At 61.8% G+C, this 24,788-nt stretch carries 25 protein-coding genes and 2 tRNA genes; 26 read left to right on the plus strand and 1 reads right to left on the minus strand.

Annotation, left to right across the window (positions count from 1 at the left end; genetic code table 11):
• The first annotated feature begins 105 nt into the window (after nt 1–105).
• The 25 genes from AB5405_RS04370 to proC all read left to right on the plus strand — a co-directional run bounded on the left by AB5405_RS04370 (nt 106) and on the right by proC (nt 23,343).
• Nucleotides 106–2,787 (plus strand): cation-translocating P-type ATPase, encoded by a 2,682-nt coding sequence (locus AB5405_RS04370; RefSeq protein WP_368137713.1) that lies wholly within the window; start codon nt 106–108, stop codon nt 2,785–2,787.
• Between the two features lie 501 nt (nt 2,788–3,288).
• A complete protein-coding gene (rsgA, locus tag AB5405_RS04375; protein WP_438265706.1) occupies nt 3,289–4,242 on the plus strand; it encodes a ribosome small subunit-dependent GTPase A in 954 nt (317 codons plus the stop codon).
• Nucleotides 4,243–4,494: 252 nt separating this feature from the next.
• Nucleotides 4,495–5,154 carry a Flp pilus assembly protein CpaB gene (gene cpaB, locus AB5405_RS04380; protein ID WP_022094089.1) on the plus strand — a complete coding sequence of 220 codons (660 nt, stop codon included), beginning with the start codon at nt 4,495–4,497 and terminating at the stop codon, nt 5,152–5,154.
• Complete coding sequence (locus AB5405_RS04385; protein WP_368137714.1) at nt 5,154–6,803, plus strand: nucleotide-binding protein; 1,650 nt, start codon at nt 5,154–5,156, stop codon at nt 6,801–6,803. Before cpaB ends, AB5405_RS04385 begins: the two co-directional genes overlap by 1 nt.
• Entirely contained in the window at nt 6,800–8,128 is a 1,329-nt protein-coding gene (locus tag AB5405_RS04390; protein WP_368137715.1) for a TadA family conjugal transfer-associated ATPase, read from the plus strand. The genes AB5405_RS04385 and AB5405_RS04390 overlap by 4 nt, the downstream gene beginning before the upstream one ends.
• A gap of 50 nt (nt 8,129–8,178) precedes the next feature.
• Nucleotides 8,179–9,027: a type II secretion system F family protein gene (locus AB5405_RS04395; protein ID WP_368137716.1), complete on the plus strand. Its 849-nt coding sequence runs from the start codon at nt 8,179–8,181 to the stop codon at nt 9,025–9,027.
• Nucleotides 9,024–9,665: a type II secretion system F family protein gene (locus AB5405_RS04400; protein WP_055250542.1), complete on the plus strand. Its 642-nt coding sequence runs from the start codon at nt 9,024–9,026 to the stop codon at nt 9,663–9,665. Before AB5405_RS04395 ends, AB5405_RS04400 begins: the two co-directional genes overlap by 4 nt.
• Nucleotides 9,666–9,675: 10 nt before the next feature.
• Complete coding sequence (locus tag AB5405_RS04405) at nt 9,676–9,909, plus strand: Flp family type IVb pilin (protein ID WP_118288839.1); 234 nt, start codon at nt 9,676–9,678, stop codon at nt 9,907–9,909.
• Entirely contained in the window at nt 9,873–10,436 is a 564-nt protein-coding gene (locus tag AB5405_RS04410; RefSeq protein WP_368137717.1) for a hypothetical protein, read from the plus strand. The genes AB5405_RS04405 and AB5405_RS04410 overlap by 37 nt, the downstream gene beginning before the upstream one ends.
• Nucleotide 10,437: 1 nt before the next feature.
• Entirely contained in the window at nt 10,438–10,656 is a 219-nt protein-coding gene (locus tag AB5405_RS04415) for a hypothetical protein (RefSeq protein ID WP_152067496.1), read from the plus strand.
• On the plus strand, nt 10,592–11,128 hold the full coding sequence (locus AB5405_RS04420; protein WP_368137718.1) for a TadE/TadG family type IV pilus assembly protein: 537 nt from the start codon (nt 10,592–10,594) through the stop codon (nt 11,126–11,128). The genes AB5405_RS04415 and AB5405_RS04420 overlap by 65 nt, the downstream gene beginning before the upstream one ends.
• Nucleotides 11,100–13,253 carry a hypothetical protein gene (locus AB5405_RS04425; protein ID WP_368137719.1) on the plus strand — a complete coding sequence of 718 codons (2,154 nt, stop codon included), beginning with the start codon at nt 11,100–11,102 and terminating at the stop codon, nt 13,251–13,253. The genes AB5405_RS04420 and AB5405_RS04425 overlap by 29 nt, the downstream gene beginning before the upstream one ends.
• Nucleotides 13,253–13,729, plus strand: a complete 477-nt coding sequence (locus AB5405_RS04430) for a TadE/TadG family type IV pilus assembly protein (RefSeq protein ID WP_195919506.1) — start codon at nt 13,253–13,255, stop codon at nt 13,727–13,729. Before AB5405_RS04425 ends, AB5405_RS04430 begins: the two co-directional genes overlap by 1 nt.
• Nucleotides 13,705–14,085 carry a DUF192 domain-containing protein gene (locus AB5405_RS04435; RefSeq protein ID WP_195503932.1) on the plus strand — a complete coding sequence of 127 codons (381 nt, stop codon included), beginning with the start codon at nt 13,705–13,707 and terminating at the stop codon, nt 14,083–14,085. Before AB5405_RS04430 ends, AB5405_RS04435 begins: the two co-directional genes overlap by 25 nt.
• A 324-nt stretch (nt 14,086–14,409) precedes the next feature.
• Entirely contained in the window at nt 14,410–14,694 is a 285-nt protein-coding gene (locus AB5405_RS04440; protein WP_368137720.1) for a hypothetical protein, read from the plus strand.
• Between the two features lie 123 nt (nt 14,695–14,817).
• Nucleotides 14,818–14,890 (plus strand) — tRNA-Phe (locus AB5405_RS04445).
• Nucleotides 14,891–15,168: 278 nt separating this feature from the next.
• Entirely contained in the window at nt 15,169–16,230 is a 1,062-nt protein-coding gene (locus tag AB5405_RS04450) for a glycoside hydrolase family 5 protein (RefSeq protein WP_343001137.1), read from the plus strand.
• A 6-nt stretch (nt 16,231–16,236) separates the two neighbouring features.
• Nucleotides 16,237–17,115: a 16S rRNA (cytidine(1402)-2'-O)-methyltransferase gene (gene rsmI / locus AB5405_RS04455; RefSeq protein WP_368137721.1), complete on the plus strand. Its 879-nt coding sequence runs from the start codon at nt 16,237–16,239 to the stop codon at nt 17,113–17,115.
• 69 nt (nt 17,116–17,184) lie between these two features.
• A complete protein-coding gene (metG, locus tag AB5405_RS04460; protein ID WP_368136394.1) occupies nt 17,185–18,786 on the plus strand; it encodes a methionine--tRNA ligase in 1,602 nt (533 codons plus the stop codon).
• Between the two features lie 110 nt (nt 18,787–18,896).
• On the plus strand, nt 18,897–19,757 hold the full coding sequence (gene rsmA, locus AB5405_RS04465) for a 16S rRNA (adenine(1518)-N(6)/adenine(1519)-N(6))-dimethyltransferase RsmA (RefSeq protein ID WP_368137722.1): 861 nt from the start codon (nt 18,897–18,899) through the stop codon (nt 19,755–19,757).
• Entirely contained in the window at nt 19,747–20,664 is a 918-nt protein-coding gene (locus tag AB5405_RS04470) for a TatD family hydrolase (RefSeq protein WP_368137723.1), read from the plus strand. Before rsmA ends, AB5405_RS04470 begins: the two co-directional genes overlap by 11 nt.
• A 43-nt stretch (nt 20,665–20,707) precedes the next feature.
• Nucleotides 20,708–20,794: transfer RNA gene (locus tag AB5405_RS04475), tRNA-Leu, on the plus strand.
• A gap of 289 nt (nt 20,795–21,083) precedes the next feature.
• Nucleotides 21,084–22,022: an SPFH domain-containing protein gene (locus AB5405_RS04480; RefSeq protein ID WP_195362148.1), complete on the plus strand. Its 939-nt coding sequence runs from the start codon at nt 21,084–21,086 to the stop codon at nt 22,020–22,022.
• Between the two features lie 6 nt (nt 22,023–22,028).
• Nucleotides 22,029–22,499, plus strand: coding sequence for a 23S rRNA (pseudouridine(1915)-N(3))-methyltransferase RlmH (gene rlmH, locus AB5405_RS04485; RefSeq protein WP_099432630.1), 471 nt, complete (start codon nt 22,029–22,031; stop codon nt 22,497–22,499).
• 73 nt (nt 22,500–22,572) lie between these two features.
• Nucleotides 22,573–23,343: a pyrroline-5-carboxylate reductase gene (gene proC / locus AB5405_RS04490; protein ID WP_368136890.1), complete on the plus strand. Its 771-nt coding sequence runs from the start codon at nt 22,573–22,575 to the stop codon at nt 23,341–23,343.
• Nucleotides 23,344–23,500: 157 nt separating this feature from the next.
• Here the strand turns inward: proC and AB5405_RS04495 are convergent, their stop codons facing one another.
• Nucleotides 23,501–23,674 carry a DUF6724 family protein gene (locus AB5405_RS04495; protein WP_006235069.1) on the minus strand — a complete coding sequence of 58 codons (174 nt, stop codon included), beginning with the start codon at nt 23,672–23,674 and terminating at the stop codon, nt 23,501–23,503.
• A gap of 111 nt (nt 23,675–23,785) precedes the next feature.
• Between AB5405_RS04495 and serS the strand changes: the two genes are divergently transcribed.
• On the plus strand, nt 23,786–24,788 hold a 1,003-nt coding region (serS, locus tag AB5405_RS04500), incomplete at its 3' end, for a serine--tRNA ligase (protein WP_368137724.1).

Consider the following 24,788-nt stretch of genomic DNA (forward strand, 5'->3'; position numbering starts at 1 on the left):
ACTGCCGCTCAGCACGGCAGCCTTGATGAGCCCTTGCCCTTCTCCTGGGAATTATGATCGGGCATCAATCTGCTGAGTGGCCCGAATCCCAGGAGGGGACTCTATATGCAAAAGGAATACCTGTCCGCCGCGGCGGAGGTACTCAGCGACCAAGGTGTCGATGAGAACCTCGGCCTGAGCAGCGACGAGGCGTCGTCGCGCCTCGCCAAGACAGGCCCTAACAAGCTTGAGGAAGCCGAGAAGACGCCGTTGTGGAAGCGCTTCTTTGAGCAGATGGCCGACCCCATGGTCATCATGCTGATCGTTGCCGCCGTCATCAGTGCACTCACGGGCATGGTCAAGGGCGAGGCGGACTTTGCCGATGTCGCCATCATCATGTTCGTCGTTATCGTCAACTCGGTGCTGGGCGTGGTCCAGGAGGCTAAAAGCGAGGAAGCTCTCGAGGCATTGCAGGAGATGAGCGCCGCGCAGTCCAAGGTTCTGCGCGACGGCAAGCTCGTGCACCTGCCGAGCGCCGAGCTCGTGCCCGGTGACGTGATCATGCTCGAGGCGGGCGACTCCGTCCCGGCCGACTGCCGCGTGCTCGAGAGCGCCACGATGAAGATCGAGGAGGCCGCCCTTACCGGCGAGTCCGTGCCCGTCGAGAAGCATGCCAACGTGATTGAGCTCGCCGCCGGCACCGACGACGTGCCGCTCGGCGACCGCAAGAACATGTGCTACATGGGTTCCACCGTGGTATACGGCCGCGGCCGCGCCGTCGTGGCCGGCACCGGCATGAACACCGAGATGGGTAAGATCGCCGGCGCCCTGGCCGAGGCCAAGGAAGAGCTCACGCCGCTGCAGGTGAAGCTTGCCGAGCTCAGCCGCATCCTCACCATCATGGTTATCGTCATCTGCGTCGTCATCTTTGGCGTCGACATCATCCGCCACGGCGTGGGCAACGTCCTCACCGACCCGACCGCCCTGCTCGACACCTTTATGGTCGCCGTCTCGCTCGCCGTCGCTGCCATCCCCGAGGGCCTGGTCGCCGTCGTGACCATCGTGCTATCGCTTGGCGTGACCAAGATGGCCAAGCGCCAGGCAATCATCCGCAAGCTCTCTGCCGTCGAGACTCTCGGCTGCACGCAGACCATCTGCTCCGACAAGACCGGTACCCTTACCCAAAACAAGATGACCGTCGTCAAGCACGAGCTCGCTGCGCCCAAGGAGAAGTTCTTGGCCGGCATGGCGCTGTGTTCCGATGCCCAGTGGGACGATGACCTGGGCGAGGCCGTGGGCGAGCCGACTGAGTGCGCGCTCGTCAACGATGCCGGCAAGGCTGGTCTTACTGGCCTGACTGCCGAGCACCCGCGCGTGGGCGAGGCCCCGTTCGACTCGGGCCGCAAGATGATGTCCGTGGTCGTCGAGACCCTGGACGGCGAGTATGAGCAGTACACCAAGGGCGCGCCCGACGTGGTGATCGGCCTGTGCACCCATATCTACGAGGGCGATAAGGTCGTCCCCCTGACCGAGGAGCGTCGCGCCGAGCTCGTGGCCGCCAACAAGGCCATGGCCGACGAGGCCCTGCGCGTACTGGCGCTGGCAAGCCGCACCTACACCGAGGTCCCGAGCGACTGCAGCCCCGCCGCGCTCGAGCACGACCTGGTCTTCTGCGGCCTGTCCGGCATGATTGACCCGGTCCGCCCCGAGGTCGCCGACGCCATCCGCGAGGCCCACGATGCCGGTATCCGCACCGTCATGATCACGGGCGACCACATCGACACCGCCGTGGCCATCGCCAAGCAGCTGGGCATCGTCACCGATCGCAGCCATGCCATCACCGGTGCCGACCTCGATCGCATGAGCGACGAGGAACTCGACGCGCACATCGAGGACTACGGCGTGTACGCCCGCGTCCAGCCCGAGCACAAGACACGCATCGTCGAGGCCTGGAAGTCGCGCGACCAGATCGTGGCCATGACGGGCGACGGCGTCAACGACGCCCCGTCCATCAAGCGCGCCGACATCGGCGTGGGCATGGGCATTACTGGTACCGACGTCACCAAGAACGTCGCCGACATGGTGCTCGCCGACGACAATTTCGCTACCATCATCGGTGCCTGCGAAGAGGGCCGTCGCATCTACGACAACATCCGCAAGGTCATCCAGTTCCTGCTTTCGGCCAACCTTGCCGAGGTGTTCTCGGTGTTTATCGCCACGCTCATCGGCTTTACCATCTTTCAGCCGGTGCAGCTGCTGTGGGTGAACCTGGTCACCGACTGCTTCCCCGCGCTCGCGCTGGGCATGGAGGATGCCGAGGGCGACATCATGAAGCGCAAGCCGCGCAACGCCAAGGACGGCGTCTTTGCCGGACATATGGGTCTGGACTGCGTGGTCCAGGGCCTGATCATCACCGTGCTGGTGCTGGCGAGCTTCTTTGTGGGCGTGTACTTTGACATGGGCTACATCCACATCGCCGATATGATCGCCGGCAATGCCGACGAGGAAGGCGTGATGATGGCGTTCATCACGCTCAACATGGTCGAGATTTTCCACTGCTTCAATATGCGCAGCCGTCGTGCGTCGCTGTTCACCATGAAGAAGGAGAACAAGTGGCTGTGGGCTTCCGCCGCGCTGGCACTGGTGCTGACGGTGATCGTGACCGTGCAGCCGACGCTTGCCGAGATGTTCTTCGGCCCTGTGACGCTTGAGCTCAAGGGCGTTCTTGCCGCGCTGGGTCTGGCCTTCCTGATCATCCCGCTTATGGAGATCTACAAGGCGATCATGCGCGCTGTGGAGAAAGAGTAGGTCGAAAGGCCATCCTTCCCACCGGCCCGACCGCCTGCGGGGTTTCTTCTTCGCTGGTCCTCGCGCTTCGCGCTGCGGGATCGCTCAGAAGAAACCCCTCTCGGCGGTCGGGCCTTCGGACAACCTCTCGGGACCGTAAGCTGAGGGAAAGTTTGTGAGCCGATCGAGCGTTTGCTCGACCGGCTCTTTTTGATTTAGGGCTTTGCCCGGCCAGCTCTTTTTGATTTAAAATACCTGCTCAGTTGTGATTTGTGGTGCTGGGAGGCGCTTGTGGGCAAGGCTAAGGCTAAGGCGAAGAAAAAGACGACGGGGGCGCGGGCTAAGCGCGATCGTCGTCGGAAGCTTGCGACCGAGGCCCCCGCGTCTGCCGAGGAGTTGTTGGCGAGCGTACCGGGGCTTGACGCGCTGCAGGACGTTCCGGCGTTTGATGACCTGCCGGTCGATGGGGCTCAGCAGGCGGCATTTGACGACTTTTGCGCACATGCTGAGGAGCCCGAGCAGATGCGGCTGGGTGCCGTTATTCGCCTGGATCGCGGGTTTCCGCTGGTGGCCACTGCCGACGACGCCTTTCGCGCCGAGCATGCCGTGGGGTTTGCCAAGTCGCGCGGCGAGGACGAGGTCTTGTTGCCTGCCGTGGGCGACCGTGTGGCGGTGCGCCGCGCTCCCGGGCACGATATGGGCGTGATTGAGTGCGTGCTGCCGCGCCGTACGAGCTTTGAGCGTTGGCGCGGCCGTGCCCGTGGAGAGCGCCAGGTGCTCTGCTCCAACGTGGATAGCGTGCTAATCGTGCAGGCGCTCGGTGCCGGTGAGGTGCTGCTCGACCGCGTGGCGCGCTCGCTGGTGTTGGCGCTCGACTGCGATGCCGAGCCGGTGGTGGTGCTCACCAAAGCTGACCGCTGCGATGCCGAGGAGCTCGAGCGCGATCTGGACCGCGTGCGCCGCCTGGTGGGTCCGGACGTGAGCGTGATCGTGACGTCCTCTGCCGAGGGCCGCGGCCTGGACGAGGTCCGTGCCTGCGTGCCTGCCGGGAGCTGCGCCATGATTCTGGGCGAGTCGGGTGCCGGCAAGTCGACGCTGCTCAATGCACTGCTGGGCCACGATACGTTGGCGACCGGCGGTGTGCGCGAACGCGACGACCAGGGCCGTCACACAACCGTCGCGCGCGTGATGGTGGCGCTGCCGGGCGACGCCGGCGTGATCGCCGATGCCCCGGGCCTGCGCAGTCTACCGCTCGTGGGTCACGAGCGGGGTCTGGCGCGCGCCTTCCCCGAGATTGTCGAGGCATCGCGCGCGTGCCGGTTTGGCGATTGCACACATACCCATGAGCCGGGCTGCGCCGTTCGCGAGGCCGAGGACGCCGGGCAGATCGACAGCCTGCGGCTGGAAACGTTCCAAAACCTGGCGTCATCCATGCGCGTGAGCGCTCAAATACTCGATCCCGATGTTCATCTGTAATTGATTTTTCCTATGGCAGCCGTCTCCCAACTGTTCGGGAGACGGCTTTTTTGCTGCGGAAAAGCCTCGAAACATGCAGTTTGCTGACGTGCTGACCAAAACCTTGCCATGAGCTTGACGGGCTGGTCAGCTTTTGGTCGGCGATTGGTTTGACATCGAAAACCAAGATCGCGATTGCGCCGCTTTACACTCTGACCGCCCAGACAATGGTGGTACGGGCATTCGCCCGGCACTGCCATGAGAGGAGCGGCCGTGAACAAGAGCAAGCGCATCGCCATCAGTCTGGTCGCGGGCGTGCTCGCTGCTCTGCTCTGCATGGTTTACGGCTCGTCGATCCGCTCACAAGCCGAACAGGTCCAGGCTGAGACCTTGGCCAAGTACGGTGGCGATCGCGTCGAGGTATGCGTCGCGGCGCGCGATATCGATGTGGGCGAGACCCTCGATGAGACCAATGTCATAACCCAGGAATGGCTGACGAGCCTGCTGCCGCGTGACGCGGCGACCGAGCTGCGCCAGGTGCGCGGCGACGTGACGACTTCGCGTATTCCCAAAAACGCCGTGATCTGCAATGTCTACACCAAGGCCGAGAGCCACAAGCTCGAGGTGCCTAAGGGCAAGGTCGCCGTTTCGGTGGCGGTCGATGCCGAGCACTCGGTCGGCGGTGCTACGGGCGTGGGCAGCTACGTGGATGTGTATGTGCAAAAAGACGGCGTAACCGATCGGCTGTGCGGCGCGTACGTGATCGATACCAGTGAAGATTCCGGTGCCACGCGCGAGGGCAAGATCGAATGGGTGACGCTGGCGGCTGACCCCGAAGACGTCAAGGAACTGCTGGGGGCATCGGGCAAGGGAACGGTCAGCTTGACGATTCCCGCCACGGCGCGCGGCAAAAAGAGCGGAGGCGACGAGTGATGAAGGCGATCTGGCTTGCGTGCTGCGCGTGCGGCGATTACGGGCTGTTGCAGCGGGAAGTCGAGGGCCGTGATGCGGGTGCACAGGTGCTTCGCGTGGGTGACCTGGACGGGCTGATTTCCATGGCGCGGGCGTTTCCGTCGCGCCGCGGGGCTGCCATCATCGCGGCGTCTCTGTTTGATACCGAAGATGTGCGCAAGACTGTTGTGCGCCTGACGGCCGAAGGCCGCGTGAGTCGCGTGGTCGTGTTGATAGAAGCACTCGATCCGTCGGATATCGAGGGGCTGTTTCGCGCAGGGGCGACCGAGGTCATCGCTGCGCACAGTATATGCGGCAACGGGCGCGCGGGCGAGGGAGCGGTTGATTCCGATCGGCGCATGACGATTGAGCCCGATGCTTTTGTTGATAGGGAATCCGGGGCGCCTCGCGCTACAAGAGGCCCGCGTGTTGATGATTATGGAAAAGCGGAAGCCGAGCATGGTCGGCGCCCCCGGAACCCCCTTGTATACGATGACGCTGGAGGGCCGGCGCAGCATGCTGGCGACTCCCCGGCTGTAGATATGGGATACGTGCACGGCGTGAATCTGGCGGATGAACTCGACGAAGTTGAGGGCTTTGCCGGGTGCGGCGAGTTGTCGCTGATGCAGCATGAGCAGATTGCGCAGAACGAGCCTGCCTCGCAGACCGAACAAGCCGCCATGCCGGCTTGGACGCAGCGTGTAGTTGCGGCAGGGGAGACGGGGACGCTGTCACCGACGCCCGCCCCGCCGCCTCCGATGCCGCCGGCAGACGCTGCCGCTTCGCCGCATCGAGCTCCGGTCATCTGCGCCATTTCGGGTTCGGGCGGGTGCGGCAAGTCGACGATCGTTGCCACCATGGCACACACATCGTCGCTGTTAGGCTTGCGTGCCGCCGTGCTCGACCTGGACCTGATGTTCGGAAACCTTTACGACTTGTTAGGCGTCGATACTCCGCGCGATATGGCGGCACTTATCGAGCCGTCGGCGGCGGGCGCGCTCACCGAGCCGGATATCGTGGCCGCATCGATGCGCGTGGCGCCGGGCGTTACGCTCTGGGGTCCCGTTGCGGCGCCCGAGCAAGCCGAGCTCATGGCACGTCCGGTGGAGCTACTGCTTGATGTCCTGCGTCGCGAATCCGACGTGGTCTTTATCGATACCTCGGTCTTTTGGGGCGACGCCGTGGCGGCTGCGGTGGCGGCGAGCGACCGTTGCCTGGTCGTTGGCGATGCGGCGGTGTCGTCCGCGACATCGGCATCGCGCGTCATTGAACTGGCAAGTCGGGTAGGTGTGCCGCGCACGCGCATGAGCGCCGTGTTCAACCGGTTCGGTGCGCGCGGGGCAGACGAGGACGTCGCCATGCGCTTTGAGATTGCCTGTGCGTTGAGCTCCAAGATTCGTATCGCCGATGGCGGGCAGGATCTCGCCGCGCTCATGGCGTTTGGGCGCGCTGACGAGGCAGTGGGTCAGACGAGCGCTTTCGCGACCAGCGTGCGCGAGGCCACGCGCGAGATGCTCGTGGAACTGGGGTGCGCCGTCGGCCCTTGGAGCGATATAGTCACCGACCGTGCAACGCGTACCGAACGCCCGCGTATCCGCCTTCCCTGGTCGCGCGAGGGTGATCAGCGATGAGCCTGCAAACGAGGATTAAGGCTGCCGGCGCTGCAGCGGCGGCAGCGCCTGTAGATGCGGGGCGTCGCCGCGCGGTGAAACGACGCACCAAGCGCGCCGTGATGGACCGCATGGGTTACGACGAAGTGGCGCGTATCAGCGCCTATATCGACCCGGTACTTGCCCGCTCGGAATTGCGTCCCGCGGTGGAGGCGGCGCTCAATATTGAGGAGCCGACCGATCTCGCGACGCCCGAGCGCGAGACCATCATCGACGAGATTTTGGATGACGTGGTGGGCTTGGGGCCGTTGCAGCCGCTCATCGAGGACGACACCGTTACCGAAATCATGATCAACGGCTGCCGCTCGGCTTTCTTTGAACGCGGCGGCGTCTTGTATCCCATCGAGCATGCGTTTGAGGATGATGAGCAGATCCGGGTGCTTATCGACCGCATCATCTCGCCACTTGGCCGCCGTATCGACGAGCGCAGCCCCATCGTCAACGCCCGCCTCAAAACGGGCTATCGCGTCAACGCGGTGATTCCGCCTGTGGCGATTGACGGACCGATTCTCACCATCCGAAAGTTCTCGGACCGTATCTGCTCGCTGGACGAGCTTGTGGGGCTGGGGTCGCTGCCGCTTTGGTATGCGCAGCTGCTGTCGTGCGCGGTGTCGCTGCGACAGGACCTGGCGGTTGCGGGAGGCACGGGATCTGGTAAGACCACTCTGCTCAACGCGTTGTCATGCGAGATCTCCACCGGCGAGCGCATCGTGACGATCGAGGACTCTGCCGAGCTCAAGTTTGCGCATCATCCGCACGTGGTGCGCCTAGAGGCGCGCGAGGCTTCAATTGAGGGCGAGGGCGCGGTGACGATCCGCGACCTGGTGACCAATGCCCTGCGCATGCGCCCCGACCGCATCGTGGTGGGCGAGGTGCGCGGTGCCGAGTGCTGCGACATGTTGCAGGCCATGAACACGGGCCACGACGGGTCGCTCACCACGCTTCATGCGGGTTCCGAGCAGGAGACCGTGGTGCGTCTGACGTTGCTTGCACGTTATGGCATCGATCTGCCGAGCGAGCTCATCGAGGAGCAGATTGCCATGGCGCTCGACGGCATCGTGATGTCCGAGCGCCACGCCGATGGCAGGCGTTTCGTCTCCTCGTATTCGGGGGTGCGTCGCGCTGCGTCGGGCGGCGTAGAGCTCGAGCGCTATGTGACTTTCGATGCCGCCGAGCGCACCTGGAAGCTTGACCGCGAGCCGCCGTTTATCGCAGAAGGCCTGCGGTCGGGGACGCTCACACAAGAGGAGGTGGACGAATGGAGGTCGCTGTGCCCCTCGTCGTAGGGGGTTTGGCAGGGTTTTCTGTTGCGACGGCGTGCGGGGCGGAACCTCGTGTGCCGCAGGTACCGCCGGCGGAGCTGGCGCGTCAGGCGCTCGAGACGGTGGCAGAGAAGCTGCCGCGTGAGCTGGTGGAAAACGATCTGCTGAAAAAGATCGCCCGTTCGTGGGCATCGCTGGCTCCGGCGCGTCGCCTTGGCCTCGCGATCGAGGATGCTTCGGGGCGTTTGGCGTTTCTGCTGCTATCGAGCGGTGTCTGCTGCGTTTTGCTAACGATGGTGTCGTTATCGCCCTTCGGATTTGCCTTGGGACTTGTTGCTCCGTTTGCCGTTGGCGCCGCTCGGGATGGCTTTGAGAGCCGGCGCGAGCAACACGATGCAGAAGAGGCCATGCCCGAGGCGTTTACCGCACTTTCCATGTCGCTTGCCTCGGGACATTCGCTGGCCCAGGGCATGCGCTTTGTGGGCGCTCATGCGCAAGAACCGGTGCATACCGAGTTTTTGCGGGTGGCGGCGGCAATCGATTGCGGCATCTCGGCGACCGACGCGCTCGATGACTTGCTCGTGCGCATCGACGCCCCCGGCCTTTCGCTTGTGACCTTGGCGCTTAAGGTGTCTCAGCGCACCGGCGCTCCGCTTGCCGACTTACTGTCCGAGGCGTCGAGCATGGTGGGGGAGCGCATTGAGCTCAAGCGCCGCCTGGATGTCAAGACGTCGCAGGCTCGCATGTCTGCGCATATGGTCGCGGCGATGCCGGCGGGCATGTGCGCGGTGTTGGCGCTGCTTTCGGCAGATTTCCGTCGCGGTCTTGCGACGCCTGCCGGCGCGGGCGCTGTGGTGCTGGGTCTTGCCCTCAACGCCGTTGCCCTGGTGGTTATCAGGCGCATTATGCGGGTGGAGCTATGAGCGCCCCGGTTGCAGTTGCGGCTTGCCTGTGCGCCCTGAGTGTATTTGTCGCGACGGGTTTGGATCGGGCGGATGCACGCAAGATCGCAGGGGCCTGCAAGCGCGAGGCGGTGCTGGTCGCTGCCGCGGGTCGCTCGGTGGTCGATGCCCTGACCGCGCGAGTGAAGGGCGCGGTTGGAGCGGGCGGCCCGGCGCGAGTGTCGCTCGGCGAAGTGTCCGAGATGATCGATGTTGTGCGCTTGGGTCTTTCGGCCGGCCTTTCGTTTGATGCGGCGCTTGAGATTTTCTGCGCCAACCGCCGGTCAGTGTTGGCTCTTCGCCTTGAGCGGGCCTGCATGGCGTGGCAGGTGGGCGTGGGCACGCGTGAGGACGAGTTGTTGGCCGCCGCGCGCGACCTGGACGTGCGAGCGCTCGAGACCTTTGCCATTACGGTGGGACAGGCGCTCGCCCTGGGTGCTCCACTTGCCGAGACGCTGGCCGCTCAAAGTCGCGAGATCCGTGCGGCTCATCGCGCCGCGGTCGAGCGCGAGATTGAGCGTGCGCCCGTCAAGCTGCTGATTCCCACCGGCACGCTCATCTTGCCGGCGTTGCTTCTGTCCATATTGGGCCCGCTGCTGGGAGCAGGCGGGATGATGTAGGGAGGAATACATGAACACGATGGTCGAAGTTGCTGACAAGGCTTGGAACTGGGCTTTTTGCCGGGCGATCCGCGCTCGCCAGCATGCCAAGGAGCTGTTGCGGGAGGAGAGCGCGCAGGGTACCACCGAGTACGCCATTTTGGTGGGCGTGCTTGTGGTGATCGCGATTATTGCCATCGTTGCATTTAAAGGCAAGGTCCAAGATCTATGGAACGCTATCAGCGAGGGCATCAACAGCCTGTAGAGGGCGAGCGCCCCATCGGGGTGCTGCTGGTGTTTGCTTGCCTGACCGTGGCGATAGCGGCGGTGCTTTGGGGGCTTAACGCCGCGCGGCAGCAGCGTCCTGGGGCCGCCTTCGATTCGGGCTCAGATTCGGCGGTGGCGTTCCAAAAAGATGAGATGCGAGATGCGGACGATTCGGATGTCGCTGTCACGGCGCAAACCTTTCTGCGGACGCTCGACAAGCGGTCTGGCACTGCGACGGATTCGCCTGAGGACAACGCGATTGCGGTCCGGCTTGCATGGTCCGAGGACCGACCGATGACCGAGGCAGCGGCGGATATGTTACGCGCCTACCGCGAGGTGCCAACGGCCCAGCTCGCCCTGAGCGGCTATCTCGATATTAAGGGCAACGTATGGGGCGCCATCGTGCGCGATGGGCGCGGCTGGGTCGATATGGTGACGGTTGCCGCGGATGCTGGCGATGCTTCGTGTCGTCTGCGCGCCGTGCGTCTGGTCCCGCAAACAATAAGCTCAAAGGAGGGATCGTGAAATGCATGGCGTTCTGCGTGAGGAATCTGCCCAGGCGACGGTCGAATACGCCATCGTCACGGTGGCGCTGTTATCGATCGTGCTGGCGATTGTGGGACTTTGGCGTGCTGGCACCGATGGACGCTTGGCGGCGCTGGTTGAGCGGGCGGCATCCCATGGCGTTGCCTCGACGTCGGTTATCGACGCCGCTGCGGGCGCTAAGGACATCGCGTTGTATTGATATCGCGCGCGAGGACCGGGCGCAGTCTACGGTCGAGGCCGCTTTTTTGCTGCCGACGTTTCTGACGCTCATCCTTCTCGCACTGCAACCGGTGTGCCTGCTTTATACGCGCGCGGTCATGGAGTCTGCCGCCGCCGAGACCGCGCGGCTCATGACCACGACGACGGCGGAGGACGACGATCTTAAGGAGTTCACCCGCCGCCGGCTTGCCGCAGTGCCCAACGTTTCGATCTTTCATACCGGCGGGCCGTTGTCGTGGGATATCGAGCTTGGCCGGGCCGGTGCGGGTGGTGTCTCGTCCGTGTCCGTTTCCGGCGAGGTCAAGCCGTTGCCTGTGATTGGTGCGTTTGCTCAGGCTATGGGTGGTACCGCCGAGGGCGGCTACGTTGAGCTCAAGGTCGATGTCTCGTATCAATCGCGTCCCGAATGGCTGGAGGGAGATTATGATTCGTGGATTGCTGCATGGGATTAAGCGTTTCTGGTCTAGATGCGTTTTGACGCGCCGTCCGAGCTGCCATCGCAAGCGAGGCGGCTTTATGGGCCGCGCCGGTATCGACCTGTTTATCGAAGACGGTGCCTACACCACGCTTTCCTCTGCGGTGGTCATCTTGGTGGTGCTCACGCTGCTGTTTTCGTCGACGGCGGCGATATGGAGCATGTCGCGCGCGGGGGACACCCAGGTGGCTGCCGATAGCGGCGCGCTGGCAGGCGCCAATGTGGTGTCGTCCTATCACACGGCTGCCACGGTGGTGGATGCGAGCATTTTGAGTTTGGGCCTGGCGGGGTTTGCCACGATCGGGACGGGCCTGGTCGCCATCCTCATCCCGGGCGCCGAACCAGTTGCCGGCAATATGGTCGACACCGGGATTGAGATTATTAAAACGCGCAACAAGTTTGCCAAAAGCGCATCGGAAGGCTTACAGAAAATCGAGACGGCTCTGCCGTATCTGATCGCCGCGCGTGCCACGCAGGCGGTCTCGGCGCAGGATACCGATAATGTGACCTATACCGGTACGGCGCTTGCCGTGCCCAGGACATCCGAGTCGGACTTCGCTGCGCTCGAGGGGTCCGAGATCTCGACCGATGCCATTAAAGACACATCGGATGATTTAGAGCGTGCGGCCGAGGAGCTGCGGAAGGCTTCTGAGGACACGGCGAAGGCTAAAGAGCGCGCTTGGCTGGCGGATTGTGGCGGGTCGGACGAGAGTTCGATTGGCAAGTACTCGTGTATGTGGGAGCGTGCGAAAAAACTAGCAGAACTATCTGACAGCCAGAACCGTCATGAAAAGTCGAGCATCACATGGGAGCCGCAAATAGCGCTCGATCGCGCGAAAACCTATTACCGACAGCGCTTGGCGAATGAAAAACCTCAGGGATCGAGCGTCGAGATGAAAGCGCAGTCAGCCGCTCGAAAAGCGTTCTATGCCTATGCAATTGAAGAGGTCGATCGAGCATACATAAAAGATGATGGCGAACGGTTTTCTGCCTATATCCCACTATTGCCGCGTGTCCCAAACGAGGTGCGGCCGACCGAACTTTACACCGATGCCGCATGGCCTGTAAGCAACAACGACGGCAGAACATACCTGCATTATGGAGTCGAATGCCCCGTCTATCAGAAAGGGACTCCGAGTGGGCTGGCATCTGTTGCTGATTATGATGGTCGTGATACATGCGAAGCGTGCGGCTTCGGCGTGGTTACGCTTGGAAGCGCCCTCATGCCGCCATCGTTCATCGAAAACGGCTTCGAGTACCACTTTGACAAGTTCAAAGAGGCTCTGGAAGACTACGTCGAATGCCGCAACAAAGAGCTCGAGCTCGAGCGTCAGACCGAAGACGAGGCCGATCGTGCGGGCAATACGTTTGACCAGGCCATCAAGGAGCTTTCGGGCGAGCGTCCGCGTATCGCTCCGCCCGGTCGCAACGGCGTGGTCGCCTTTGCGGTTACGGGTGCCATCTCGAGCCCCGACGAGCTCAACTCTTCGTTTAACACGGCAGTCAGGCTTGGCAATCGCGGTGCTATCTCTGGCGCGGTGCTGGCACCCGATGACGCGACGGCGCAAAACAACGTGCTTTCGCGATTTTTCTCGACATTGAAGGAACGCTCGGGCGGCGTTGCCGGCGTGCTCGACGGCGTCATGGATGTTTGGGGACGGCTGCTCGTAGGATACGGTGATATTCAAGGTTCGGCCGACGAACTTATGGACGAGATGATTAAAGGCCTAGGAGGGGGCAGCGGCGCGTTGGGCTCCATCGCATCGTGGCTCGGCGATACCGTTTCGGCGTCCGTGGCGGCGCTGGGTTTGGAACCGTGCGACTTGCGCCTGCGAAAGCCGGTGCTGACCGATTCTGCCAACGTCATTAAGAGTCCGGGGTCTGACATTGCGGGTCTCTCTCAAGCGCAAGACAAGCTGCGAAGTATTCCGTTGGGCGTGACCGATCCCAAGGCGCTTTGCGAGGCGTTGGAATATCAAGTCGAACGCACCATTAGCGGCACGGTGTTCACACTTGCGGAGATTCCTCTGCCCGGCGGCGGCTCCATCCCGCTCACCGTCGATGTCGCCACGCTGGTTGGCGCTCTGGGCGGTGGGTCGTAATGAGTATCCGCATGCGTCTGCGCGAGGAGCGCGCCCAAGCGACGGTTGAGATGGCAGTGGTTACGCCCGTTTTGCTGGTGCTGGCGCTCATCGTGTACAACGTTATGATCTTTGCCAGCGCTGTCGCGCGCTTCGACCGCGTGGTGCCCGACATCGTGCTAGCGCATGCCGTGGCGTCGGAGGGGGAGGGCGACGAAAGCTCTGCCGATGCCTCGGCGACGGTTCAGACTCAAATTCTGAATGCCATGGAAGGCTATGACTTACAGATCGAAGTGTCGAGCGAGCAAGGCGCGAAGGCATCGGATGGTGGCCTGCTCTCCCTATCCGGTACGTTTAGGACCTACACCTGCACCATGCACTATGAGCCGTGGCCGACTTCTCTCAGCATCGCTGGCGTTCCGCTGGGGGCGCCGACAACGTTGTCGCACGAGCGTGCGGTGACGGTCGATCCATGGCGTCCGGGGGTGGTCATGTGACCGCGGTCTCGTCCTACATCGCCTACGCGCGGGCACTCAATAGGCTGGGTTGGACGCCGGCCGAGTTTGTGGTGGCGGAGTCGTTTGTCGTGCGCCTGCGCGGCATGCTGGGACGGCGTCCGGTTGCCGCCAACGGCCTGCCGCTCGTCATGGCGTTTCCACGCTGCTCTTCGGTCCATACGTGTTTTATGGCCTATCCCATCGACATCGCCTTCATCGATCGCGACGGCAATATCCTCGCGCGCTACGAAAACGTCCGCCCTTGGCGCATGTGCTCCTGCCCCGGCGCCTGGGCCGTACTAGAGCGTCCTTCAATCATTGTTTCGACCCCTGCTCTCCAACGCGTGCCGGCTTAAGAATTGGCGACAGTGGACTTTCGTCATACGAAATTGGGTAAGATGGAGGAGAAGATGCATGGATGTTGAGATTCATCCCAACGCTAAAAAGCACCTGACGGAAAAGCAGGTGCTTAGCGCTTGGCTTGCGGTTACTGAGTGCATTCGTCGCGAGTCGAAGGACGAGCCGCCGAGATGGCTTGCGATTGGATGGCTCCCAGACGGACGAAGCGTGGAGCTTGTCGCGGTCGAGCTTGTCCGTGGGTGGCTTATCATTCATGCCTTGTCTCCAGTCCAGAAGAAATTTTGGCAGGAGATTGAACAGGCTCGGCAAAGGGGTCGATGATGGGCAAGACGTATACGGCCGTTAATGGTCAGGTTGTAACGGATGAAATGATTGACGCGTGGTGCGAGTCGTACGAGCGCGGAGAGTTTCCGGATGGCGAACACACCGTTGGTGGGATCGTGCATGGACGGCCCCCGCTCTCAGGTGAGGGGACGGCAACGCTGTCGGTCAAGATTCCTCTGGGAATGAAGGAGGCCATTCGTCGACGGGCGGCTGCCGAGGGGATGACGCCAAGTGAGTTTGCCCGTGCGGCTCTGAATGAAAAACTTCTTGCTGCCGGCTGATGCCTCTGACCTGCCGATTTATAGAACCGAGGCTGTGCTCAAAAACTTTTTTAAAATTCTCGGTTGACCGGAACGCGTCCTTGGTTATACTAATCAAGCCTTGAAACAAGGCACACCTCAAATGGCTGGGTAGCTCAGTTGGTAGAGCAGAGGACTGAAAATCCTCGTGTCAGGGGTTCGATTCCCTTCCCCGCCACCTTGAATTGACTAGGACCTCTGCAAAGGGGTCCTTTTCTTTTATCGAGGGCTCTGCGGAAATTGCGTCCCGGAATTTGGCTTCAGAGTGGGATGCGCTTTCCGGCGCTTACTTCCGACGTGCGTGCACATCTCGGGCCCGCCCAGACATTCCTTCCGCTTTTGCGCCACTTTACAGACCGTTCGGTCGTCTGTCCGCACGCGCGGGTATACTCAAAACGATACTTTTCCTGTGCAATACGATGCAGGCTCAGCCTGCACGATCCGAAGGGGGCAGTGATGGAGAGGATACTCGGCGTTAATCTCTCTGGCTGGTTTATTCCCGAGCCTTGGGTGACCCCGTCGCTATACGCGGCGACCGGTGCATCCAACGCGGCCGAGCTGCAGGAGGCCATGGGCACCGCCGCCTATAACGAGCGCATGCGCCGTCATTACGAGACGTTTGTGAGCGAGGATGATTTCCGTCGCATGGCGCAGATCGGCCTCAACGCCGTGCGCCTGCCGGTGCCTTGGTATGCCTTTGGCTCACAGGAGTCCGATGCCTCCTACATCTCGGTTGTCGATTACATCGACCGCGCGATTGAGTGGGCTGCCAAGTACGACATCCGCGTGCTGCTCGATCTGGCGACGGTGCCCGGTGGCCAGGGCGATTCCAACGATTCGCCCGCCACGCCGGAGGCTGTTGCCGAGTGGCATTCGTCCACTAACGGCCGTCATGTCGCGCTCGACGTGCTCGAGCGCTTGGCCGAGCGTTACGGCGAGGCCGAGAGCCTGCTGGGCATTGAGCTGCTGGATACGCCGCAGATGAGTGTCCGCAAGAGTCTCTTTGCCATGACGGATGGCATTCCGGCCCACTACCTGCGCAATTTCTATCGCGATGCCTACGAGCTCGTCCGTTCGTATATGCCCGAGGATAAGATCGTCGTCTTCTCGTCGTCGGGGCATCCCAGCGAGTGGAAGCATTTTATGCGCGGCGCCAAGTACAAGAACGTCTACATGGACCTTCACCTGTACCATTACCGCGACGAGTATGCGCTCGATATCACGAGCCCCCGCGGGCTGACGACGGCGATTTCGCGTAACAAGCGCGAGCTTAAAGAAGCGATTTCGACTGGGTTCCCCGTGCTGGTGGGCGAATGGTCGGGCGCGGCGATCTTTGCCAACTCGTCGGTTACGCCCGAAGGCCGCAATGCCTACGAGCGCGTGTTTATCGCCAACCAGCTGGCTTCGTTTGCGCCGGCTGCCGGTTGGTTCTTCCAAACGTGGAAGACCGAGAAGCGCATTGCAGCATGGGACGCCCGCGCGGCGCTCGGTACGCTCGAGCGCGGCATGATTGAATAGGTTGATATGACGCAAAACAGCGCCCATACGGGCAAACTCTATGTGGTCGGCACGCCCATCGGCAACCTGGGCGACCTGTCCCCGCGCGTTGGCGAGGCGTTTGCCGCCGCCGATGCCATTTGCTGCGAAGACACGCGTGTGACGTCAAAGCTGCTGATGCACCTGGGCATTTCCAAGCCGCTTGTCCGTTGCGACGAGAATGTGATCGCCAGCCGCGCCGCCGGCCTGGTCGACCGTCTGCTGGCGGGGGAGACCCTCGCCTTTGCCTCGGACGCCGGCATGCCGAGCGTGTCCGATCCCGGCCAGGCGCTGGTCGAGGCGGCGCGTGAGGCCGATGTGCCCGTTGAAGTTATTCCCGGGCCCTCTGCTTGCGTCACGGCGCTCGTTTCGTCCGGCATTCCCTGCGAGCATTTTTTCTTCGAGGGCTTTTTGGGCCGAAAGCACGGTGACCGCGTGCGCCGTTTACAGCGCCTTGCCGTGGTGCCCGGCGCACTCATCTTCTACGAGTCTCCACATCGCATCGTGGCGACGCTCGAGGCCGTGGCGGAGGTCTTTCCCCAGCGTGAGGTTGCCGTCTGCCGCGAACTCACCAAGCTGCACGAGGAGGTCTTGCGCGGGCCCGCTGCCCAGCTTGCCGAGGAGCTGTGTGCTCGCGGCGAGGTAAAGGGCGAGATTGCGCTGGTCATCGCGCCGCCGAGCGAGGATGAGGAGGCCGGTATCGTGCCGGTTGGCGCCGCGGCAGCGGATCCCGACGAGGCCCTGCGCGAGGATATCCGCGCCGCGCTCGAGGAGGGGGAGCCCGCGTCTGCGGTGGCCAAGCGCCTGTCTCAGAAGTATTCGCGCCGCAAGCGCGATGTCTATGCCATGGTGCTCGATATGCAATAGATGGAGGATATCCAGCCCTTGCGCTAGAATCATCCTCTGTATGCAACGTTTTTCTGGAGGACAAACCCCATGGATCAAAGCAAGCCTTCGTTCTTTATCACGACGCCCATCTACTACGTCAACGCCGATCCGCACCTGGGCACGGCTTATTCCACCATCATCGCCGACGTTCAGGCTCGCTATCGCCGCTCCGCCGGCTATAACGTCAAGTTCCTGACCGGCATGGACGAGCACGGCGAGAAGGTCGCCGAGGCCGCAGCCAAGCACAACATGACGCCTCAGGAGTGGACCGACAGCCAGGCTCCGCACTTCAAGGAGCTTTGGAACAAGCTCGAGATCTCCAACGATGACTTCATCCGCACCACCGAGCCGCGCCAGCACCATGCCGTGCAGTACCTGTGGGAGCGCATGAAGGAGTCCGGCTACCTGTATAAGGGCAGCTACGATGGCTGGTACTGTGTGCCCGACGAGACCTACTTCACCGATACACAGGTCCAGAAGGGCGACGAGGAGTACGGCAGCGTCGGCCAGCACCTGTGCCCCGACTGCCACCGTCCGCTTGAGCGCGTGCAGGAGGAGTCCTACTTCTTTAAGCTTTCCGCCTTCCAGGACAAGCTACTCAAGCTCTATGACGAGCACCCCGACTTTGTCGAGCCTGCGTTCCGCATGAACGAGGTTCGCAGCTTTGTCGAGGGCGGCCTCAACGACCTTTCCGTGAGCCGCACGAGCTTCGACTGGGGCATTCAGGTCCCGTTTGACGAGGGCCACGTGACGTATGTGTGGTTCGATGCACTGCTCAACTATATGACGGCCGTCGGCTACGGTGTCGACACCGACGAGGCGCGTGCCGAGCTGGCCTATCGCTGGCCCGCACAGTTCCACATCGTGGGTAAGGACATCATCCGCTTCCACTGCGTCATTTGGCCCGCCATGCTCATGGCCATCGGCGAGGCCCTGCCCGAGCACGTCTTTGCCCACGGCTTCCTGACCGTGCGCAATGCCGAGACCGGCAAGGCCGAGAAGATGTCCAAGAGCCGCGGCAACGCCATCGCTCCGCAGGACGTTATCGACATGCTGGGCGTCGAGGGCTATCGCTACTACTTCATGACCGACGTCGTTCCCGGTACCGACGGCGCCATCAGCTTCGATCGCATGGAGCAGGTCTACAACGCCGACCTGGCCAACAGCTGGGGCAATCTGATTTCGCGTTCGCTCAACATGAGCGCAAAGTACTTTGACGGCTGCGCCCCGGCTAAACCGGCGTCTGCCGACGCGTTCGACAACCCGCTGGCAAAGATTGCCGATGGTCTGGTCGAGCGCTACATGACCAAGATGGACGTGCTCGATTACGGTGGAGCTAAGGACGAGGTCATGGAGCTCATCCACGCCGCCAACCACTACATCGAGGACTCCGAGCCCTGGGCGCTTGCCAAGGACGAGGCCAAGGCTGACGAACTGGCATTTGTGATCTACAACCTGCTCGAGGCCATCCGCATTGCTGCTCACCTGCTGATGCCGCTCATGCCCCAGACTTCTGTCGAGGCTCTGCGCCGTCTGTCCTGTGAGGGCGAGGCCGCGAGCGACGACCTCAAGGGCATTTGCACTTGGGGCCTGCTTGCCGGCGGTCAGCCCGTCGAGAAGGGCGATCCGCTGTTCCCGCGTCTGGCGTAGAGACCGCGCGAGCGCCATATCGGCAATTTGCTGTTTGGATGTAAGGGCATGGCCGCAACGGTCCATGCCCTTTCGTTTCAAGACGCCGCCATCATGCTAAGGAGGCAACCATGACAACTTCGCCTTTGGCAAACCCCACGGCAACTAGGGAGCTGCTGGAGGAGTTTGGCCTTGCGACCAAGCATCGCCTGGGCCAAAACTTTCTAATCGACAACCATGTGATCGAGCGTATCTGCGAGCTTGCCGAGCTTGCAGGTGACGAGCGCGTACTCGAGGTGGGTCCGGGTTGCGGTACGTTGACGCTTGCGCTGCTGCAGGAAGCGGCGTGCGTCACGTCGATCGAAGCAGATCCCGAGCTCGAGCCGGTGCTCGACGCCCACGCCGCCGACTATGCCAACTTCCGCTTTATCATGGGCGACGCGCTCAGGGTGACGCCGGAGCAGATTGAGCAGGCTGCGGGCGGTGAGCCGACGGTGTTTGTCGCGAACCTGCCCTATAACGTGGCGGCGACGATCATCCTGCAGTTCTTCCAGACGATGCCGGCGCTCAAGCGTGCCGTCGTCATGGTGCAAAAGGAGGTTGCCGATCGCATTGCCGCAGTGCCGGGCAACAAGACCTATGGCGGCTATACGGCAAAGCTCGGCCTGTATGCGCAGGTGACGGGTCGCTTTGAGGTGCCGCCGCGTTGCTTTATGCCGGCGCCGCACGTGGACTCGGCTGTCGTGCGTATCGACCGTGTTGACGGCGTGGTGCCCGAAGGACTCGATCGCGACTTTGTGGCTCGCGTGATTGACGCCGCATTTGCTCAGCGTCGCAAGACCATCCGTAATTCCATGAGCGCCAACGGCTTTGCCAAGGACGTGCTCGATGCCGCCTTTGAGGCTTGCGGTATCGCGCCCATTACGCGCGCCGAGACGCTTGATGTTGCCGACTTTGTCCGCCTGGCCCAGGAGCTAATCCATGATGCCTAATGCCGCACGCGTGACGTTTACCAAGAAAAAGAAGACGGTCGCCTGCTCCGTGCCCTTGGCACCGCTTGCCGACACGCATGCGCATCTGCTTTCGTTTTGGGGCAAAGAAGTGCCCGAAACGCTCGTGCGCGCCAAAGCCGCGGGTGTCGACCTGTTGGTGACGATGTTCGACCCCATCGCTGACAAACGCAGCGTGACGGACTATAGCGACTGGCTCGTGCGCGAAATTCTGCCGATGCAGGATATCCCGCAGATCAAGTATCTTGCCGGCGTGCATCCGTATGGCGCGCCGGACTATACCGACGACGTTCACGCACAGGTCGTTGCCGCACTCGATGATCCCTTATGCGCCGGTATTGGCGAAATCGGCCTGGACTACCACATGGATTACGACGACGACATCGCGCCGGCGCCCCATAGCGTGCAGATTGACTGCATGGCGCGCCAGCTCGAGCTTGCCGTGTGCCGTAACGTGCCGGTGGAGCTGCATCTGCGTCATGAGGATTCGGACGGGGAGCGCACCTCGCACGTGGACGCCTACAACGTGCTTCGTGAGGTGGGCGTGCCCCAGGCCGGTTGTGTGCTGCACTGCTTTGGCGAGGACCGCGCCACGATGGAGCGCTTTGTGGAGCTGGGCTGCTATATCGCCTATGGTGGTGCGGCCACCTTTAAGCGCAACGACGACGTGCGCGAGGCATTTGCGGCAACCCCACTCGATCGAATTTTGTTCGAGACGGATTGCCCGTATATGGCTCCGGAGCCCATCCGCGGTCTTGAATGCGAGCCCGCAATGATCTCCATTACGGCAAACGCGCTGGTTAACGACCGTGTCGATCGCACTGGTGAGGATGCCAAAACAATCGCGCAAGCCGCTTGGGAAAATGCTCGCAAACTTTTTCAAAAATAGTTCTTGCGTTCGTGGTGGCGCTCCGTTATTCTAATTCCTGCACGCGGGCGTGGCGGAATTGGCAGACGCGTACGGTTCAGGTCCGTATGGGGGCAACCCCATGAAGGTTCAAGTCCTTTCGCCCGCACCATTAAATGAAAGAGCTCCCAGCAATGGGAGCTTTTTTTGTTATGGGCCCATCGCAGGGACTTGAACCTGCGAAGGAGCGAGCGTAAAGAAAACGCGGAGCGTTTTTAGCGAGCTGGCGAGGACGCCGGCAGGCGGCCGAAGCCGGTGCGGATCCGCGAAGCGGATACGCGGACGTCCTTTCGCCCGCACCATTAAATGAAAGAGCTCCCAGCAATGGGAGCTTTTTTGTTATGCACGATCTCCTTGGACGGGTATCCTAATGCCAACGTGTGCCTATCAGAGGAGAGACCATGCTGTTTTCCGGTATCATCGCCGCCCTTACCAGCCTTTTGATTCCCATCATCATCCTGTTGCTGCTGCTTCCCAGCGCCTGCTATGTCGTTGAACAACAGCATGCCGTGATCATCGAGCGTCTGGGCAAGTTTAACCGCATCGTCAACGCGGGCTTCCACATGAAGGTGCCCGTGATCGACCGCAAGGCCGCCACGGTGAGTCTGCGCACCATGAAAAACGGTTTTGGCATCGACGTTAAGACCCAGGACAACGTGACCATCGGCCTTGAGGTCTCTGCTCAGTACCACGTGAGCTATGACATGGGCGCCGGCCCGGCAGATTCGGGTATCTACAAGAGCTACTACATGCTGCAGGAGCCCGTCGACCAGATGCGCGATTTTATCACCGATGCCCTGCGCTCTTCGATTCCCGTCTACACGCTCGATGAGGTCTTTGCCAAGAAGGATGACATCGCCAAGGATGTCAACGCTACCGTTTCCGAGCAGATGGCCGCCTACGGCTTCACCCTCGTGTCGACGCTCATCACCAAAATCGCACTGCCGACCGAGGTTGAGAACTCCATGAACGACATCAACGCCGCCCAGCGCAAGCGCGCTGCGGCGCAGGAGCTCGCTGAGGCAGACCGCATCAAGCGCGTCACCGAGGCGACCGCCGAGGCCGAGGCTATGGAAAAGGCGGGCGAGGGCATCGCCAACCAGCGCAAGGCCATCGCGCTGGGTATCAAAGATTCGCTCGAGATCATCCAGGAGACGGGTGTCGGCAATGACGAGGCCAACCAACTGTTCATGTTTACGCAGTGGTCCGAGATGATGACGGAGTTCGCTCGCACGGGTAAAACCTCGACGGTCGTGCTGCCGAGCGACTTCTCGCAGTCGGCCTCAATGTTCGAACAGATGCTGACCGCCGGCAAAGTTCAAAACGATTCGAAGGAGTAGACGCGCGTGAAATACACCGTCGTTTGCGTCGGTAAGCTCAAGGAGCGCTTTTGGAAGGACGCGTGCGCTGAGTACACCAAGCGCCTGGGTGCCTATGCCAAGGTCGATATCCGCGAGGTGGCCGATATCGACCCGGCCAAGGCGGGCGGTGTGGATGCCGCACGTGACAAGGAGGGGGCGGCAATTCTTGCTGCATTGCCGTCTCGGGCGCATGTGATCCTGCTGGCCATTGAGGGCAAAGAGCGCTCGAGCGAGGAGTTTTCGGCGCGGCTCGATGATCTTATGCTGCGTGGTAACAGCGACATCGCCTTTGTAATCGGCGGATCGGACGGCGTGAGCGATGACGTGCGCGCCCGCGCCGACGAGATGCTCAGCTTTGGACGCATTACCTTGCCGCATAACTTGGCGCGCGTGGTGCTGCTAGAGCAGATTTACCGTGCCTGCAAGATCAGTCGTGGCGAGCCGTATCACAAATAGGTCGGCAATAGGAAACAATGGCGTGGGACAATACCTTTCGTTTTGAGGAATGTGTTTGAAAGGACTATGAGATATGAAGATTGGATTTGTCGGTTTTGGCAATATGGCGAGCGCCATGGCCGATGGCTGGATCGCTGCCGGTGTAGCTGCGAGCGACATGTGCGCCTGTGCGGGTCGCTACGACGCACTGGTTGAGCGCTGTGAGGCGCGTGGGATGGCCGCTTGCCACGATGCCGCCGAGGTTGTCGCCGCATCCGATATCGTGGTCGCTGCGGTCAAACCGTATATGATCGAGAAGATATTCGCCCCGCTCAAGGATGCTCTTGCCAAAAAGGTCGTTCTGTCGGTTGCCTGGACCTGGGACAGTGCCAAGTGGGAGCAAGTCCTGCCGGGCGTCGCGCATATCTCGACGGTGCCCAACACACCGGTTTCGGTGGGCGAGGGCGTCATCGCTTGCGAGAAGGCTTCCACGCTTAGTGATGAGCAGAGCGCAGTGGTGCTTGATCTGCTTGGCAAGCTCGGTGCGGTGGTCGAGCTCGATACGAGCCTGCTGTTTGTGGGCGGCACGGTGGGTGGTTGCGCTCCGGCATTTGTCGCTATGGCAATCGAGGCCCTGGGCGATGCGGCGGTCAAGCACGGTATCCCGCGTGCCGATGCCTATCGCATTGTGAGCCAGATGGTGCTGGGTACGGCAAAGCTGCAGCTTGCAACTGGCCAACATCCTGCGGCGATGAAGGACGCCGTATGCTCGCCCGGTGGCGCCACCATCAAGGGCGTCGTTGCGCTCGAGGACGCCGGCATGCGCAGTGCCCTGGTCAAGGCAATCGACGCAACTCTTCAGTAAAACCGACCAAAAAAGGGACAGGTTTATTTTGGCAGCTTTTTCCTGCGGTTTTGTCCTTTTAGCGAAAAGCGCCCCGCAACCGGAACGTTACCGGTTGCGGGGCGCTTGCGTTTGCCCAGATAAAACCGACCAAAATAAACCTGTCCCTTTTGGCAGGTTAGTCCCAGAAGCTGTCTTCTTCATCCTCGGACTTGGGTCCGCGGTCGACGTACATCTTATGGGTACGCTTCTCCATTACAAAGGCAAGAATCGCAAACAGTAGGATGCCGCCGGCGAAAAGGATGGCAAAACCGGTGCGGGTGCCAAACAAAAAGGAAAAAACTGCGTCCATTGGGTGCCTTCTTGCGTAGTTGGGTTGGGTCGTAAACGCTCATAAGTATATACTTGCCCATACATGTACAAGGTTGCAACCTAAATGGAATGTATATCGCCGGAGGATCTAATGCTTGATATCAAGTTTGTTCGCGAGAACCCCGATGCCATCGATACCGCCATGGCCAACCGCCAGACGTCTTGGGATCGAGAGAAGTTCTTCGAGCTCGACGACGAGCGCCGTGCCGTCATCACCGAGGTCGAGGAGCTCCAGGCCACGCGTAATGCCGAGTCCAAGAAGATCGGCGCCCTGATGAAGGAGGGCAAGAAGGACGAGGCCGAGGCCGCCAAGGAGGCCGTGCGCGCCGTCAACGAGAAGATTGACGGTCTGGCCGAGCGCCGCACCGCTCTCGAGCAGGAGCAGTACGACTTTATGGCTCACCTTCCCAACATCCCTTGCGAGGCCACGCCGTACGGCAAGGACGAGGACGAGAACATCGAGCGCCGTCGTTGGGGCACCCCGCGCGAGTTCGACTTCGACTTTAAGCCGCACTGGGACCTGGGCACCGACCTCGACATCCTCGATTTCGAGCGCGGCAACAAGCTCTCCGGTAGCCGCTTTACCGTTCTCGGTGGCGCCGGCGCCCGTCTTGAGCGCGCCCTCATCAACTTCTTCCTTGACACGCACACCAGCCGTGGCTTTAAGGAGTGGTGGCCGCCCATCGTCGTCAAGCGTCAGACCATGTTTGGCACGGGTCAGCTGCCCAAGTTCGAGGACGACGCCTATCACGTCTCGGGCGACAACTTCCTGATCCCCACCGCCGAGGTCGTGCTTACCAACCTGCACGCCGGCGAGGTTCTCGATGCTGATACCCTGCCGCGCCGCTACACCGCCTTCACCCCCTGCTTCCGCGAGGAGGCCGGCTCCGCTGGTCGCGACACCCGCGGTATCATCCGCCAGCACGAGTTCGACAAGGTCGAGATGGTCAAGTTTGCCAAGCCGGAGGAGTCCGACGAGGAGCTCGAGAGCATGACCGCCGAGGCCGAGTTCCTGCTTCAGCAGCTGGGCCTTCCGTATCGCGTGATTAGCCTGTGCACCGGCGACCTGGGCTTCTCTGCCCGTCAGACCTACG

Origin of the sequence: Collinsella aerofaciens, from assembly GCF_040920445.1 — a bacterium.
Taxonomy (GTDB): domain Bacteria; phylum Actinomycetota; class Coriobacteriia; order Coriobacteriales; family Coriobacteriaceae; genus Collinsella; species Collinsella aerofaciens_BH.

Coding starts and splice junctions, on each gene's coding strand:
- proC (WP_368136890.1), top strand. CDS start 22,573: ATGAAGATTGGATTTGTCGGTTTTGGCAATATGGCGAGCGCCATGGCC.
- AB5405_RS04400 (WP_055250542.1), top strand. CDS start 9,024: ATGAGCGCCCCGGTTGCAGTTGCGGCTTGCCTGTGCGCCCTGAGTGTA.
- AB5405_RS04370 (WP_368137713.1), top strand. CDS start 106: ATGCAAAAGGAATACCTGTCCGCCGCGGCGGAGGTACTCAGCGACCAA.
- AB5405_RS04430 (WP_195919506.1), top strand. CDS start 13,253: ATGAGTATCCGCATGCGTCTGCGCGAGGAGCGCGCCCAAGCGACGGTT.
- AB5405_RS04450 (WP_343001137.1), top strand. CDS start 15,169: ATGGAGAGGATACTCGGCGTTAATCTCTCTGGCTGGTTTATTCCCGAG.
- AB5405_RS04420 (WP_368137718.1), top strand. CDS start 10,592: ATGGCGTTGCCTCGACGTCGGTTATCGACGCCGCTGCGGGCGCTAAGG.
- rsgA (WP_438265706.1), top strand. CDS start 3,289: ATGCGGCTGGGTGCCGTTATTCGCCTGGATCGCGGGTTTCCGCTGGTG.
- rsmI (WP_368137721.1), top strand. CDS start 16,237: ATGACGCAAAACAGCGCCCATACGGGCAAACTCTATGTGGTCGGCACG.
- AB5405_RS04440 (WP_368137720.1), top strand. CDS start 14,410: ATGGGCAAGACGTATACGGCCGTTAATGGTCAGGTTGTAACGGATGAA.
- AB5405_RS04385 (WP_368137714.1), top strand. CDS start 5,154: ATGAAGGCGATCTGGCTTGCGTGCTGCGCGTGCGGCGATTACGGGCTG.
- metG (WP_368136394.1), top strand. CDS start 17,185: ATGGATCAAAGCAAGCCTTCGTTCTTTATCACGACGCCCATCTACTAC.
- AB5405_RS04410 (WP_368137717.1), top strand. CDS start 9,873: ATGGAACGCTATCAGCGAGGGCATCAACAGCCTGTAGAGGGCGAGCGC.
- AB5405_RS04480 (WP_195362148.1), top strand. CDS start 21,084: ATGCTGTTTTCCGGTATCATCGCCGCCCTTACCAGCCTTTTGATTCCC.
- AB5405_RS04495 (WP_006235069.1), bottom strand. CDS start 23,674: ATGGACGCAGTTTTTTCCTTTTTGTTTGGCACCCGCACCGGTTTTGCC.
- AB5405_RS04415 (WP_152067496.1), top strand. CDS start 10,438: ATGCATGGCGTTCTGCGTGAGGAATCTGCCCAGGCGACGGTCGAATAC.
- AB5405_RS04405 (WP_118288839.1), top strand. CDS start 9,676: ATGAACACGATGGTCGAAGTTGCTGACAAGGCTTGGAACTGGGCTTTT.
- AB5405_RS04470 (WP_368137723.1), top strand. CDS start 19,747: ATGATGCCTAATGCCGCACGCGTGACGTTTACCAAGAAAAAGAAGACG.
- AB5405_RS04390 (WP_368137715.1), top strand. CDS start 6,800: ATGAGCCTGCAAACGAGGATTAAGGCTGCCGGCGCTGCAGCGGCGGCA.
- AB5405_RS04435 (WP_195503932.1), top strand. CDS start 13,705: ATGGCGTCCGGGGGTGGTCATGTGACCGCGGTCTCGTCCTACATCGCC.
- AB5405_RS04425 (WP_368137719.1), top strand. CDS start 11,100: ATGATTCGTGGATTGCTGCATGGGATTAAGCGTTTCTGGTCTAGATGC.
- rsmA (WP_368137722.1), top strand. CDS start 18,897: ATGACAACTTCGCCTTTGGCAAACCCCACGGCAACTAGGGAGCTGCTG.